Source organism: Paenibacillus terreus, assembly GCF_042138595.1.
In the GTDB taxonomy this organism is placed as follows: domain Bacteria; phylum Bacillota; class Bacilli; order Paenibacillales; family Paenibacillaceae; genus Paenibacillus; species Paenibacillus terreus.
This window is the reverse complement of the sequence record NZ_JBHIRX010000009.1, coordinates 160,119-173,485: the sequence shown is the minus strand read 5'-3', so window position 1 is coordinate 173,485 and position 13,367 is coordinate 160,119. Positions and strand designations below refer to the sequence as shown.

Below are 13,367 nucleotides of genomic sequence, written 5' to 3'. Positions count from 1 at the left end.
ATAAAAAATAACACACATTTACATGGGAAATGATGAAAAATAGTATATACTAATCTGATATACTCTAGTATACTCATAAGTGTCATAACTTTTTTTTCTTCTCCGGGTACATGCGTATCTGGAGTTTTTTTGCGTTCTGTTCCACGAAACGCCAAGAGGAGCCTGTTCTCAGCCAAAAGCTGAGGATAAGCTCCTTTATTAGACAAGTATCATTCGCGCATTCTGTTTAATTTATCAATGCTCTACCATCCAGCAACTGTTCCGTCCGTGCGCCATTCCGTCCCGCCGACCAGCACGCCGCTGGCCTGATCGCGCAAAATGATCTGGCCGCGTCCAAAGCCGCCGGGACCGCTTGCACGCTTGATCTGATGGCCTTTGCGCATCAGGCTTTGGGCTAGATGCTCGGGGAATGACGGCTCGATCTCGATCGTCTTGCCCTCAATCCACTGCCAGCGCGGCGCATCCAGCGCAGCCTGCGGATTCAGCCCGAAATCCACCAGATTCATGACCACCTGCATATGGCCCTGCGGCTGCATAAATCCGCCCATGACGCCAAATGGACCCAACGCTTTACCGTCCTTCGTAAGAAAACCGGGAATAATCGTATGATACGTTTTTTTGCCCGGCTCCAGACGGTTATCGTGGGTCGGATCAAGCGAAAAGGAATGGCCGCGATTCTGCAGACCGATGCCCGTTCCGGGAATGACGATGCCCGACCCGAAGCCCATATAGTTGCTCTGGATATAGGAAATCATGTTGCCTTCCCCGTCTGCGGCTGCCAGATAAACCGTTCCGCTCCGGACGGGCTCGCCCGGCTCCGGCATCAACGCTTCTTCGCCGATCAGGGCCCGTCGTGTCTCGGCGTAAGCCGAGGAAAGCAAATCCTCCACACTTACACTCATCTTGTCGCGCTGTGTGATGTATTTAAGCCCGTCGGTGAAGGCCAGCTTCATCGCTTCCATCTGTTTATGGTGCGTATCCACTGTATCGCGGGCGGAGAAATCATAACCGTTCAGAATGTTCAGAGCAAGCAGCGCGACCAGTCCCTGCCCGTTCGGCGGAATCTCCCATACATCATAACCCTTATAGTTTACTGAAATTGGCTCAACCCATTCGGGATAAAAGGCCGCAAGGTCCTCTTTGCGCAGAAACCCGCCGTGCTCTCTGGAAAATGCGTCCATCCGCTCCGCCAGTTCTCCGCGGTAGAACGATTCGGCGCCCGTCTCCACAATGCTGCGCAGCGTGGCCGCATGCACCGGCGATTTCCAGATCTCTCCGATGCGCGGAGCTCTGCCTTCCGGGGCAAACGTATCGAACCAGCCCGCAAACTCCGGTCCTTTCAGCGCTTCGGAGAATCGACGGTATGCCACGCTCCAATAATGGCCCAGTGTCGGTGAAATCGGGAATCCTTTCTCGGCATACTCGATGGCAGGCTGAAGGACCTCCGTCAACGGCAGTCTGCCGAAGCGGTCGGACAGGGCCTTCCATGCTGAAGGAGCCCCGGGCACCGTTACCGGCAGCCAGCCGTATGCAGGCATTTTCTCATGTCCCGCCGCCTTTACGGCCTCGATGGAAATGCCTTGAGGCGCGGGACCGCTTGCGTTCAAGCCATGCATTTTATCATCCTTCGTCCATACGATGGCGAAGGCGTCTCCGCCGATCCCGTTCGAGGTTGGTTCGACGACCGTAAGGCATGCGGCGGTTGCGATGGCAGCGTCTATAGCGTTACCGCCCTTTTTCAGAATATCCAGTCCCGCCTGTGCGGCAAGCGGCTGGGAAGTAGCCACCATTCCGTTACGTGCATAAACGGCATTTCTTTGCGATGGATAAGGATAAGACAATGGATCGAACGGTGTCATAACATCCACTTCCAATCAATTATTTTTTTCACTATATGGCTTCCGTACACCGTCTCCCGACACAAGATCCTCCGCGAAATTTACAATAACAGCAATGGCCGCAATTCATCTTGTTGCCTAAGCCCTCTCCGGATTTAAACCCCATAGAAGGATTTTGGGAATGGCTGAAGAGTGATGTGGTTCATAATGTTTTCTACAAAAGGTTCTACCACCATCGAAACAACATTGCTGCTTTCATGAAAACACATCAGTTCTGAACCTGTGAAATGGATTTGCTTTGTATAGGAATGTAAATCAAGGGTTCAGTCAATTATATTGGAATAAACCAACAACATCTAAGGGTGACTAACTCAACCACTAATTCTTAGATTTTCTCGAGTTATTTTTAGGTTCGGGGTTGCTGCAACAAATATAAGATTAATACACACTGCTTATCTGTTCAGTTTTCACTTTACCAAGAAAGTATTTAAGTTATTTACGAATGATGTAATCTCCAATGATTAGTGCGTCTAGACTACTCTTTGAAAAACATTGCACTGCATCAGAAGGGGATTCAACAATTGGCATCCCGTCAAGGTTAAACGATGTGTCAACAAGAACATATATGCCGGTCATTTCCCCAAATGTTTCAATTAGACGGTGATACTTTGGATTCGATTCCTTCGTGACTGTTTGAAGGCGTGCCGTACCATCTACATGTGTAATCGCCGATAGGAGTGCCTTTTTCTCTGGACGCACCATTGCAGTGAACATCATCGACGGACTTTCTCCTGAAAATCCCTCAAAGTAGTCCTCCATTTTTTCCAGTAACACACTTGGTGCGAATGGACGGAATGCTTCACGCTTTTTGATTTCTAAATTTAGACGGTTGATAACTAATTTATCACGTGGATCTGCCAAGATGCTGCGGTTTCCCAAAGCACGAGGGCCAAATTCACTACGACCTTGGTACCATGCGATGACATTTCCTGATGCAATCAATTTTGCAGCTTCTTCAACAGCATTATTTAGCTTATACAATCGTAGGTTCGGATAATGTTCCAAAATTTCAAACAACTTCACTTCAGTGATATCAAATTGTTTCCCCAGGTATAGTGGGAATTTAAAATCGGCGCTTACTTTACGGCCCTCTTCCTTCATCTGTTCTGTTATGCCATAAAGAGCATTACCAATGCACAGACCCTGATCATGAGGGGCAGGTGGCACATAGACACCGCTTACTTCCGGTAGATTAAGCAGCAAGCTGTTTGTAAGGCAATTTAATGCGACACCACCACCGACACATACGTGAGTGAGCCCGTTTTCTTTCAATAATCGACGAACACGATGGATAGTCCATTTTTCCAATTGGTGTTGTACGTACTCGGCCATATCCGCGTGAATTTGGCGCAACGGATCTTTGGCTTGACGCGCCATGGGGATGCTCGCACCTAGCTTAGAAAACATTGCTTGGATATCCTTTTCAGTATCGCCAGTGTCGGGAACAATACAATGTAGGTTTCCATCGTAATCTTCTTCGTAGATATCTCCAATGTTTAATAGGCTGCCTGAACCATATGAAGTCAACCCCATAGTCTTTCCCGCATTGTGATAATTCCCAAGCCCAAGGTAACGAGTAATTTTGTTATAAACTTTCCCAAACCCCAAGGCATTAGGATAATCAAAATCTCTATCAAGTAGTGTTAACGTATCTCCTTCTGCAAGATAATACGAATTACGTTCACAGGCGTTTTCAAACATATTGGATGAAACTTTCGGACCAATGATCTGGCCTTCATTGTCATTGATGACGACAAGTGCTCGTTTGTAACCACTCGTAAAGAACGAAATGTATGCATGCGACAAGTGATGTGAAGGGATTACGATAAACTTTTGATAATCTTGCAGTTTTAACCGGCCCTTTATCTCATCGATCACAAGATCAGGCACCTCTAGAGAGACTCCGTAATAGCTAACCACAAACTGATCGACATCACTCATAGTCAAACTACACGCTTCAAGTGCATATGGTAAAGAGTAGCGGAACCCGCCATCGTATTTTTTATAAGATAGACGTTCTTCAGTGATGGCAAACAATATCTCTTCATCTCGGAATACACAGACGCCTCCACCATCAACTCCTCGAATATGTCCGTTCTCGTCTACGATGCAGGCATTTAAACCAACCGTAATCATATTTCTCAAATCCACCCTTCTATTCGTGAGTACACCGCCGTATTTCGCAGTTTGCCTTCCGGTGTCATTGTGTCGTTTCTCAGAATCCCCTCTAATAAAAATCCTGTTTTCTCAGCAATAGCTCGGCTTTTCATGTGATTTTCGTCGCAACGAATCTCTACTCGGTTGGCATTAAACTTTTGGAAAGCTAAGGCTGTCAACCCGTTAACAGCCTCTGTTACATACCCTTGCCCAGCAGCAGATGTTCTTACCCAGAAGCCAATCTCAAACTTAGGTATGTTCCAATCGATACGATGCAGCCCCGTACTGCCTATAAAGTTATCTGAGGCATCAAACATATAATATCGTAAGTCATTTTTGGACAAAAAAGCCTCCTGTGCATTTTGGGCGTTAATAAACGCTTGCTCAAGGGTTATCTCTTGATTAGCCCATGATAGCCACCTACTAAGTTCCAAATTTGACTCTACAATTGCTTCATAAATAGCTGGGGCGTAGATAGGATTAGGCATCCGCAATATCAGACGCTTTGTTCGTATCTCTGAAGGAATAACCAATTTTTCAATCATCGTTTTTCACTCCCAATAGAGGATGAAGTAGGAGCGCTAAAAACGTTCCCTGTCTTCTCATTTAAAGATATTCTACTAGAGAATAGTACGAACAGGGACAACAACATCACTACCCCTAATCCTACAAACACGGTATACATCGAGAAGGATTCAATCATCAGAACCGCCAAAGCCATCCCAATAGGATAAATAATCTGTTCAACTAATTGGAACGTTGAGTTGACACGTCCCAAGTACTCTTTCGGACAATGCGTTTGGATGATTGCGGAGCGCCCAATAACATACATAATTTTTCCTGCCTCTATAATTAACAGCGCGACCGGAATTTGGTACCAAGATGGAATAGCCAGAAGTAAGAGTCCAGCAGCTATCATAGAGTATCCGATAAAAAATAGATTGCTACTTTTCTTACTTTTTAGATACCTCGCAAACAGAGTGCCGGCGAATAGCCCGAATCCTGCACAAGAAGTGAAATAACCAATGTACGAGTCCGAGAACTTGAACGCGGATTTCAAATGATAAATCACTAATGTAATTTCAGGAGCAGTAGCAAAAGAACACAGGGCGATTGACAATACAAATAACCTTAAACTTTGATTTCCAAATGACATGCGAAATCCTTCCGCCATGTCTTTATAAATGCGCGTGAATTTCCACTTCGATGTTATCTTCCTATGTGGCAAACCTACCAATTGCAGACTAAAAATCATAATGAAGAACGTCAATCCGTCAATTAAAATCAAACCCATTGGGTATACAAATGGCAGTATAGCTGCACCAATAATCGGACCAATCAGCATTGAAAAAGTCCAGACAGTGGTAAAAGCTACATTAGCTTGTACGCTTTGGTCTTTATACAACAATGGGGTAATAACGAAGTTTGCTGAGCGTGCAAACAAATTCACAGCGTTCAGAAGAAATCCAACAGTTAAAACTATCCAAGGTGTGAGGATGTTTAGATAATAAGTAATTGGTAGGGCAGCGATTATAAATATTTGCAAAAAATATGAACAAAACAGCACTCGGCGAGGATTCAATCTATCCACTAACGCCCCAATCAATGGTCCCAACAATATTTTTGGTAGCTGAACAAGAATTGCCATCGTGCCCATCAGAGCGAGTGATTGGGTCATATTATATATTAAAAGGGGAACAGCGAGATCAAAGAATGAATTGCCTAATGAGTTAAATAGCATACCGAATGCATAACGAGAAAATTTTTTATTTCTCCAAATTGACATTGCTTAAATCACCTTTATACCTCGAGTTTATGTAGATTGAAAGAGAAAAGGAGGTACAAGACCTCCTTTTCAGTAAAAATTAGTTCATGATCTTGGCAGACGAACCTTTGATGGTTTTAACTTTGCGTACTTTTAACATGTATCTCACCTCCTTTCATGAAACCTGCCAGCCTATTTTACTGCTAAGATAACTGCAAAGTTGAGATATTTGAAAATTGTCGATATTTTTTCGAACCCAGCGAGTTTCAGCATCTCATAGTTTTCTTGCTCGGTGTACGGGATCAACACATTTTCTAGCTCCTCACGCTTTCTGGAAATCTCTATTTCTGAATAGTGATTTTGTCGTTTGAAATCGTGATACATGTTGATGTAATCACGATTGAACTGCATATTCGAATCAACCACTTTCTCAAACAACGCGAGAATTCCACCAAATTGCATATTGTCATATAATTTTGTAATAAGGTCTATTCGTTTAATAGGACGGACAAACTGTAAAGTCAAGTTGAGTAATACACACCCCGTTTTTTGGAAATTATCAAATTTTGTAATGTCAGCTTCTATCAGTTCAAATTGATCGGGACTCTCAAAATGTTGGTTAAGTTTCTGCTTAGCCTTCTCCAACATGAAAACTGAATTGTCGATACCCACGTATTTCAACTGTTTGTTATCTCTAACAGTTTGGTGCAGTAGTACAATGCTCGTGCCGGTTGCGCAACCTAAATCATACACGTTACTATTATCATTGATATTGTTTTTTACGAAATCAGCAATCAGCTTTTGTGCATCAATGTAATGTGGAATGCTTCGGGAAACCATATCATCAAACACTTGGCTAACTGAACTGTTAAACGTAAAATCTTCCACCGTTTTCTTGTCCAAATAAATCGAGTCAGAATTCATTAGACATTGCCCCTTTTCAGAACAAACACTTGAAAATACGGAATTTTCGAACACTTTTCAAATAGGATGGGATGTGATACATGGTAAGAGTCTGTTGGTTTTGGTTCCAGTAGAGAAACAACTTGAAACCCAGCTTGTACGAAAGCTTGAAAGTAGCTCTCAGTCGTACGATGATACGTTTCGATTGCATCTACGACTACCTCACCATCCTTATTCTCACGGGATTTGGTGATCTTACCTTCCTCAAAGTAGCCCATTATATTGAATTCTTCGTAATTCCATTTTCCGTTGTAAAATTCTTTTTTCCAAAATCCCACATTCTTGATTGGATGGGGCAAACTCACGATCAATGTTCCTTTGGAATTGAGCAGTTTATAAAATTTGTGAATAGTGGATTTTATATCTGCCAGATAGTCCAGAATGTTATTACACACAATATAGTCGAATTGGCCATCAACATTAAGATACTCTATGTCCCCATGAAGCGTTTGGATTAATCCCTTTACATGAGGAGAGATTTTCGCTTCTAAAAGATCCAACATCTCTCGAGAGATATCGTTGGCAACCACATGCGCTCCTTTAGCAGCGAAGCGTAAAGTCTGTTCGCCTGTTGCGCAACCTACATCTAGAATTCTGGTGTTCGGACGGATTTTGACAAGCTTGTCCATCAAATTGTCCAGTAAGATGAAGTTAAAAGAATTGTTCTCGCGTTCTTCAGTATATATTTCCGATAAAGTTTTGTTACGTTTCAATAATGACGGGGTGTCAGCACTTGCTAATACATGGCTACACTTAGGACAATTCATATTTCGTTCGAATTTCTCTTCGTATATTCTATAGTTCTCGGAATTTATAAGCAGGCGATTACCAGCGCTTTTGGTCTTTTCCCCAAGCAGATAGCGGATGACTTCATTTGCCTGAATTGAAGCAACCAATGCGTTCAGAGGTCCATAACTTGGAGCTTGGTATGAGGTGTTGAGGTTTGTGTTCAGTTCGTCATGATCGTCGGAAAAACGATACAAATCCCCATCTTTTTTATAGCATTCATAGCAAGAAGTTACACCTGGGATGACAAGAGGCCCAACAACCCCGAATGACTCAATGTACCCTGCATTACTGTAAGCAAATCCGTAACGCAACGCTGCGTTGTTTATCCACTCGTGGATAAACATCGGAGAATCGGCCGAGAGGACAATAAAGTCGCAATCATAAAAGTGGCGCTCAAATAGATCCTCTCCAGCAATCGATTCCACAACTGGGATTAGTTTGATTGTAGAGTTCAAGCGGCTTAATTGATTAACTGCTGTTTCTACTTTTAATTTACCTACATGGGATTCATTATATAAGAATTGGCGTGTTAGGTTAGACGTTTCGATCGTATCCCCATCAGAGAAAACGAGTGTACCTATCCCCGCTCCTGCTAAGTTCATTGCCACATTACTACCGATTCCACCCATTCCAATAAGACCGACCTTTTTTTTGCTGAGAACCTCTTGTGCGCGCTGTGGATCTAAACCAATCATGTCAAAGTATAGATGATGGCGCGAGTAGCGGTTTTCCCGGTCATACGAAATAGAAGTTAAAATCTCGTTGTCCAGCAATTCATTAACCAAGGACTCAATCTCTTCTTCAGTCAATTCTGTAAACTCCCTGAGATAGACTTTAATCTCTAACATTGATTTGGGTTGAGAAAGGAAGCTTAATAAATTTGTCAAATACTTAGGAGCATCATCTATCACGAGCGCGTGCGGAGGTAGTGATCCCACATGTATACTACCAGCTATATTATGTACAGATAGGTAACTTTTCAGTCGAAAAGAAACGCTAACTAGACTAGGTTCCATAATGAATAGATCTCCCTTCGTTACACTGAATAGATTATCGATATATATAATATTCCAATCGGAATACATATTATATTACAATCGAAATAAAATGGTGTCCATAGGTTTTTTTGTAAAATTATGTAGAAAAAACATGAATGGTGTCACTACCACAAAAATTGATTAAATATCTTGGCCCTACATATTAAACATAATGCTTGAAACAAACAACTAATAAACTTAAATAATAGATATACACCTTCACATTTTGTAAGATGATTGTGCGGCCAATCCAACACAAGGAATAACAGATATATAACCAGTTTGAGTGACCCGTCTTTACTTCAGTTGGTTCATGCTTTGATTCTGAATCATCATGCAATGTATAAGGCGTTTATCGCGTGTCTTTTACCATAATTTACATTTAATTTGCCAAAAAATGTTTTCTTTAAATTTACATAGTTTTAAAAACACAAAATATCTGCCTCCTTTGGGATAGCTACCATATCGGTCCTGTGTCATCATATCGGATGCTGTTTTGTTGTCAAAGTCAAAAATGTTGCGAACAATAACCCGCTCGGCTCGCCACTAGCCTGTCTATAATGACCGCTTGGCGAATCCCGTTCTGAACCAGCATCCTGCACCCGGTTATCTTTGTAGATTTAACTCTTCTGCCTCATCTTTCATGCAAAAAGGAGCTGCAGCAGATAAAAATCCGCCTCAGCTCCTTGATGCAGTTAAATGCAAAAAACGTCTGCGCCGTCTGGGTGTATGGTCCTGATGTTTGGCGCTAACATTTCGTGCTTATGCATTTTATACCTTACATGTAAAGTTGTCAATATGTCAGTTTATTTGAATTCAATGGACTCGTTCATCTCATCCCAGACATCCTGACCGATCAGTCCCAACCTCCAGACGGCAATACCTTTCAGATCATAACGCTTGGCCAGTCCGATTTTTGTATTGACCGACTGTTTGTTCTCGCTGGCCACGGAAATGCCGAGCACCAGCTTCTCCTTCCCGGTCTCCTTCAACGCCAGACGTATCGCCTCATCCACTTTATCAGCAGGCTCCGGGCTCTTCTCGTCTCCATAAGCATAAGCCATAATAATGAGTTCATCGGCGAGCTTGCCCAAAGTGCCGTAATCATAGCCTGAATAAGCGCCGTTCAGCGGGTGAAGAACGACCGTTAACTTCAAGCCGGCCTGATGGGCGCGGGATGCCAGATTTTTGACAAATGCGTTGTAATCCGTTCGCGCTTTCGCTTTATCCCCGCTCCAGCCCAAGCCTTCCAGGTCCAGGGCGATTCCCTTAAAGCCGTTTTCCGTGGCCGTATTCACAATTTGTGTCAGAGTCTGCTCCTGCAGCTGCTTGTCCTCCAGGTTTTTCGTCAGCTCCAGATTGCCGTCGACCGAATATACCATCAAATAAGGTGCAGTCCCCTGTGCAGCAGTGTTCTGAATGATCGACTCAGGTGTGACGTCCCCGGCTGCCTGCGGCCAGCCGTATTCCTTGGCACCTGTCGTGAAAACACCGTCCGTCCCGATACGGCTCCAGCCGAAGGCCACGGAATCAAATTCAGGCACCCGGTTGATCTCGCTGTAGGAAGACAGCGCATAGAAGCCGACGGTGTACATGTCCTCCTTGGGGGAGGTGATAGACACGGTTTTGGTCCCCTGATTCCAGGATACATCAGCGCCGAACTGCTGGCTGAAGAAGCTGAGCGGGATCATCGTTGTCCCCCGGATCGTCTGCGGGGCTATCGGCAACTGGACATTTTGCCCCCCAGCCAGAGCTGTCTTGCTTCCCATGGTAAGCACAACCTGCTGCGTTCCTTTCTCTCCCTGCTTTGTCGCCGTAATCGTCTGCGCGGCCTGGTTCCATACGACTTTAATACCGAGCGCTTCCGAGATCGCGCGGAAGGGAACCATGGTCGTGCCTTTCATGACCTGTGGCTCTACCGGAAAAGGAAGCGGGTAACCATCCAGCATAATGCCTACTCCGCCTGCCGCCTCCGCACTTCCCGCCAGCGTGCCGGTCCCCCCGAGCCCCAGCAGCAGGGTGGAGCATAAAACCCATTTGTGCATCTGTTTCATGGACATTCTCCCTGTGTTTGTTTTGGAAGGGAAATCCCCTCTCTATTACTCTAGCAAAAAAGGATAGATTTGCCACCTCTAAAAATTGGTTATCCGCCCATATTCAGCAGGGCCGGTATCACGGTTATGGGCTGATGAATAGGCTGAATTATCCACTCACCGGGAGGTTACAGGAATGACAATGGAGGATTACAATCAGTATCCATATAACGTCTATAGCGTTAATGGTGCCGATAGCTCCGGGCAGCAGCAGCCGGTGCATCTGGTGCCATATTATACCGTTCATTATCCGGGGCTGGTTCCCCGCTATTTGCCTTATTACGGAGGACACTGGGGGGGCGGCGGCATCGGCGTTCAGGCTGGGGGTTATCTGGGCGGCCATAGCGCAGGTGCGGGAGCCGGGATGAATCTCGGCTGGAATGGCGCCAATGTGCATACGGGAGGACACATTGGCGAACATCAGGCCGGGCTGCAAACAGGCGTTCATTGGGGTGGAGAGCACGGAACTGGCGTTCATGCGGGCGGACACTGGAACGGGCACAGCTTCGGCTCGGCCCCCGCAGGGCAATGGCCGGAGTCTGCCGCAGCGTCTGCCGCGAACGAAAATGCCAAACCGCATTGGGGACCTGACGGAGCGGGCGTTCATGCCGGGGGACATATCGGCGGGCTCACCACCGGAGCAGGTGCCGGGGTCAATTGGGGCGGCCACGGCGCCGGCGTTCAGGCCGGCGGGCATATTGGCCCGCTCGCTGCGGAAGTCGATGCAGGCGCAAAGCTCAACAAACAGGGCATTGAGCTTGCAGCTGGCGGGCATATCGGCGGCAAGGAGAATGAAACCGTCTCCGAAGCCAAAGAAAATGGCCATGGCATCGGCATGAAGGCTGGGGGACACATCGGCAAGAAAGGTGCGGGCATTCAAGCAGGTGGGCATATCGGCAAGATCGGAGGCGACATCCAGACTGGCATCAAGTGGAGGCTGTAAGCAAGCCAAAACAAAGCGGCAGCCTTGCAGGACGAAGATTCGTGCCTCAAGTCTGCCGCAGTCTAATTCACCGCAAAAGGGGCATACAACGAATCCCCCGGAATACGTCCCGCCAATTGGCGGTAAGCCTCTATCATCTGCTCCAGCCTATCATGATGCTCCTCCCACTCCGGAGGCAGCAGTTCTGCGGGCAGCATGGGATCCAGCAGGAACAAATCGCTGACCGCCTCCCCGAGGGATAGATACAGCAGAAACAACTCCAGCGGGGAGTCCTCCTGCCCTCCTGCCCGCTGCAGGAGTGGTTCAAATTCCGTCTGGTACCACCGCCACTTGTCACGGTACAGGGTATCCACCTTTTCCAGCTGCCATATTTTCTCCGCAAGCTGGGGTGTAATGCTGCCGATTTCCATCCTGCCGCTAACGAAGGTTACGCAGCCGGACAAGCCCAGACTGTCGACCAGGCGGTTCACTTCATTGACATTGCTCCAAGGGTTAATGTACACCCCGTTATACAGCATGCCGAATCCAAACTGGAGCAAGCCGGCGCGTAAAGCGTCTCTTTTTCTGCGCTGCGCCTCCGGTATACCCGCCATCACAACATGCCAGCGCCCATCCCATGCCTCCCTGACCCGTAGCGGTTTGCTGTTGATGGAAGCCAGGAAGGACCGCCCCATGTCTGTAATCTGATATTCGGAGCGTGCCGGGGAAATGACATAACCCCCTTTTTTCAGACGGGACAGGGAGTTGCGGATGTACGTTGGGGCATAACCCCTTTTTTCATAAATCCGCAGCAGTTCCTGAATATTCATTTTCCCCGTACGGGACATTAAGAACAGCATTTGCTTTTCAACCGATAACAAAAGATGACCCCCTGCTTGACTCGGAAATAGCTAGAATATATCATAAATATATACGATCGTATATTTGTGTGATATATTTTTAGCTGGAAAACATCACAGGAATGACCCGATACTCCAGCCGAATATTAATTCTATTATGTAGAAGGAGTGAACAGCCATGCAAATCATTTATCACGGACATTCTTCCATTCAAGTCGCGGCAGGCGGCAAGTCCCTCGTGATCGATCCTTTTCTGAGCGGCAACGAGCTGGCGGTCACCAAACCGGAAGACATCAAGACCGACGCCATTCTGCTGACCCATGCCCACATGGACCACATCCTGGACGCGGAGCCCATTGCCAAGGCGAATAACGGCATTCCCGTTATCGCCAACGTCGAGCTGGCCACCTACATGTCCTGGAAAGGCCTGAACACGGTCGGCATGAATATGGGCGGCACCTATGACCTCGGCTTCGCTACCGCCAAAATGATTCAGGCATTTCACACCTCCGGCATTGTGGATGAAGAAAGAAAGACGATCATCTACGGCGGCGAGCCGGGCGGATACATTGTTCAGGCAGAAGGCAAAACGATTCTGCACGCAGGCGACACCAGCCTCTTCAGCGATATGAAAATGTTCGGCGAACGCTATTCCATCGACGTGGCACTGATCCCGATCGGCGGCCATTTCACCATGGGGCCTGAGGATGCGCTGCAGGCAGCCGAGTGGTATAACGCCAAGCTGACGATTCCCGTGCATTACAACTCGTTCCCGATCATCAAGCAGGACGCCGAAGCTTTTGTCGCTCAGCTTGAAGCCAAAGGGATGAAGGGCAAGGTACTCGCTCCGGGTGAATCGATCGAAATCTGACCCTTCAATCGA

Annotated in this window: 11 protein-coding genes; 3 read left to right on the top strand and 8 right to left on the bottom strand. The window is 46.4% G+C overall.

All coding sequences use genetic code 11. The annotated features are described in order from the left end of the window. Nucleotides 1–242: 242 nt before the first annotated feature. On the bottom strand, nucleotides 243–1,859 hold the full coding sequence (locus ACE5KN_RS17455; RefSeq protein ID WP_375526814.1) for a gamma-glutamyltransferase family protein: 1,617 nt from the start codon (nucleotides 1,857–1,859) through the stop codon (nucleotides 243–245). A 110-nt stretch (nucleotides 1,860–1,969) separates the two neighbouring features. Between ACE5KN_RS17455 and ACE5KN_RS17450 the strand changes: the two genes are divergently transcribed. Beyond that, nucleotides 1,970–2,116 (top strand): transposase, encoded by a 147-nt coding sequence (locus ACE5KN_RS17450; RefSeq protein WP_375526772.1) that lies wholly within the window; start codon nucleotides 1,970–1,972, stop codon nucleotides 2,114–2,116. A 214-nt stretch (nucleotides 2,117–2,330) separates the two neighbouring features. Here ACE5KN_RS17450 and ACE5KN_RS17445 read toward each other — a convergent pair whose 3' ends face one another. From ACE5KN_RS17445 to ACE5KN_RS17420, 6 genes are all read right to left on the bottom strand, one after another. Continuing rightward, nucleotides 2,331–4,034 (bottom strand): carbamoyltransferase family protein, encoded by a 1,704-nt coding sequence (locus ACE5KN_RS17445; RefSeq protein WP_375526773.1) that lies wholly within the window; start codon nucleotides 4,032–4,034, stop codon nucleotides 2,331–2,333. A 5-nt stretch (nucleotides 4,035–4,039) separates the two neighbouring features. Then, nucleotides 4,040–4,600 carry a GNAT family N-acetyltransferase gene (locus ACE5KN_RS17440; RefSeq protein ID WP_375526774.1) on the bottom strand — a complete coding sequence of 187 codons (561 nt, stop codon included), beginning with the start codon at nucleotides 4,598–4,600 and terminating at the stop codon, nucleotides 4,040–4,042. Further along, a complete protein-coding gene (locus tag ACE5KN_RS17435; protein ID WP_375526775.1) occupies nucleotides 4,597–5,841 on the bottom strand; it encodes an MFS transporter in 1,245 nt (414 codons plus the stop codon). Before ACE5KN_RS17435 ends, ACE5KN_RS17440 begins: the two co-directional genes overlap by 4 nt. Before the next feature lie 171 nt (nucleotides 5,842–6,012). Further along, nucleotides 6,013–6,744, bottom strand: coding sequence for a carboxy-S-adenosyl-L-methionine synthase CmoA (gene cmoA / locus ACE5KN_RS17430; protein WP_375526776.1), 732 nt, complete (start codon nucleotides 6,742–6,744; stop codon nucleotides 6,013–6,015). Continuing rightward, nucleotides 6,744–8,381: a ThiF family adenylyltransferase gene (locus tag ACE5KN_RS17425; protein WP_375526777.1), complete on the bottom strand. Its 1,638-nt coding sequence runs from the start codon at nucleotides 8,379–8,381 to the stop codon at nucleotides 6,744–6,746. Before ACE5KN_RS17425 ends, cmoA begins: the two co-directional genes overlap by 1 nt. 1,034 nt (nucleotides 8,382–9,415) lie before the next feature. Next, nucleotides 9,416–10,663 (bottom strand): stalk domain-containing protein, encoded by a 1,248-nt coding sequence (locus tag ACE5KN_RS17420; RefSeq protein ID WP_375526778.1) that lies wholly within the window; start codon nucleotides 10,661–10,663, stop codon nucleotides 9,416–9,418. Between the two features lie 175 nt (nucleotides 10,664–10,838). Between ACE5KN_RS17420 and ACE5KN_RS17415 the strand changes: the two genes are divergently transcribed. Further along, a complete protein-coding gene (locus tag ACE5KN_RS17415; protein WP_375526779.1) occupies nucleotides 10,839–11,645 on the top strand; it encodes a hypothetical protein in 807 nt (268 codons plus the stop codon). A gap of 62 nt (nucleotides 11,646–11,707) precedes the next feature. Here ACE5KN_RS17415 and ACE5KN_RS17410 read toward each other — a convergent pair whose 3' ends face one another. Then, a complete protein-coding gene (locus ACE5KN_RS17410; protein ID WP_375526780.1) occupies nucleotides 11,708–12,505 on the bottom strand; it encodes a PaaX family transcriptional regulator C-terminal domain-containing protein in 798 nt (265 codons plus the stop codon). Nucleotides 12,506–12,662: 157 nt separating this feature from the next. On the opposite strand from ACE5KN_RS17410, the gene ACE5KN_RS17405 reads away from it, so the two are divergent. After that, a complete protein-coding gene (locus ACE5KN_RS17405; protein WP_375526781.1) occupies nucleotides 12,663–13,355 on the top strand; it encodes a metal-dependent hydrolase in 693 nt (230 codons plus the stop codon). Nucleotides 13,356–13,367: the final 12 nt, after the last annotated feature.

Excerpts from the sequence above, each read along its gene's own strand:
- ACE5KN_RS17455 (WP_375526814.1), bottom strand. The coding sequence starts at position 1,859 with ATGACACCGTTCGATCCATTGTCTTATCCTTATCCATCGCAAAGAAAT.
- ACE5KN_RS17445 (WP_375526773.1), bottom strand. The coding sequence starts at position 4,034 with ATGATTACGGTTGGTTTAAATGCCTGCATCGTAGACGAGAACGGACAT.
- ACE5KN_RS17440 (WP_375526774.1), bottom strand. The coding sequence starts at position 4,600 with ATGATTGAAAAATTGGTTATTCCTTCAGAGATACGAACAAAGCGTCTG.
- ACE5KN_RS17435 (WP_375526775.1), bottom strand. The coding sequence starts at position 5,841 with ATGTCAATTTGGAGAAATAAAAAATTTTCTCGTTATGCATTCGGTATG.
- cmoA (WP_375526776.1), bottom strand. The coding sequence starts at position 6,744 with ATGAATTCTGACTCGATTTATTTGGACAAGAAAACGGTGGAAGATTTT.
- ACE5KN_RS17420 (WP_375526778.1), bottom strand. The coding sequence starts at position 10,663 with ATGAAACAGATGCACAAATGGGTTTTATGCTCCACCCTGCTGCTGGGG.
- ACE5KN_RS17415 (WP_375526779.1), top strand. The coding sequence starts at position 10,839 with ATGACAATGGAGGATTACAATCAGTATCCATATAACGTCTATAGCGTT.
- ACE5KN_RS17405 (WP_375526781.1), top strand. The coding sequence starts at position 12,663 with ATGCAAATCATTTATCACGGACATTCTTCCATTCAAGTCGCGGCAGGC.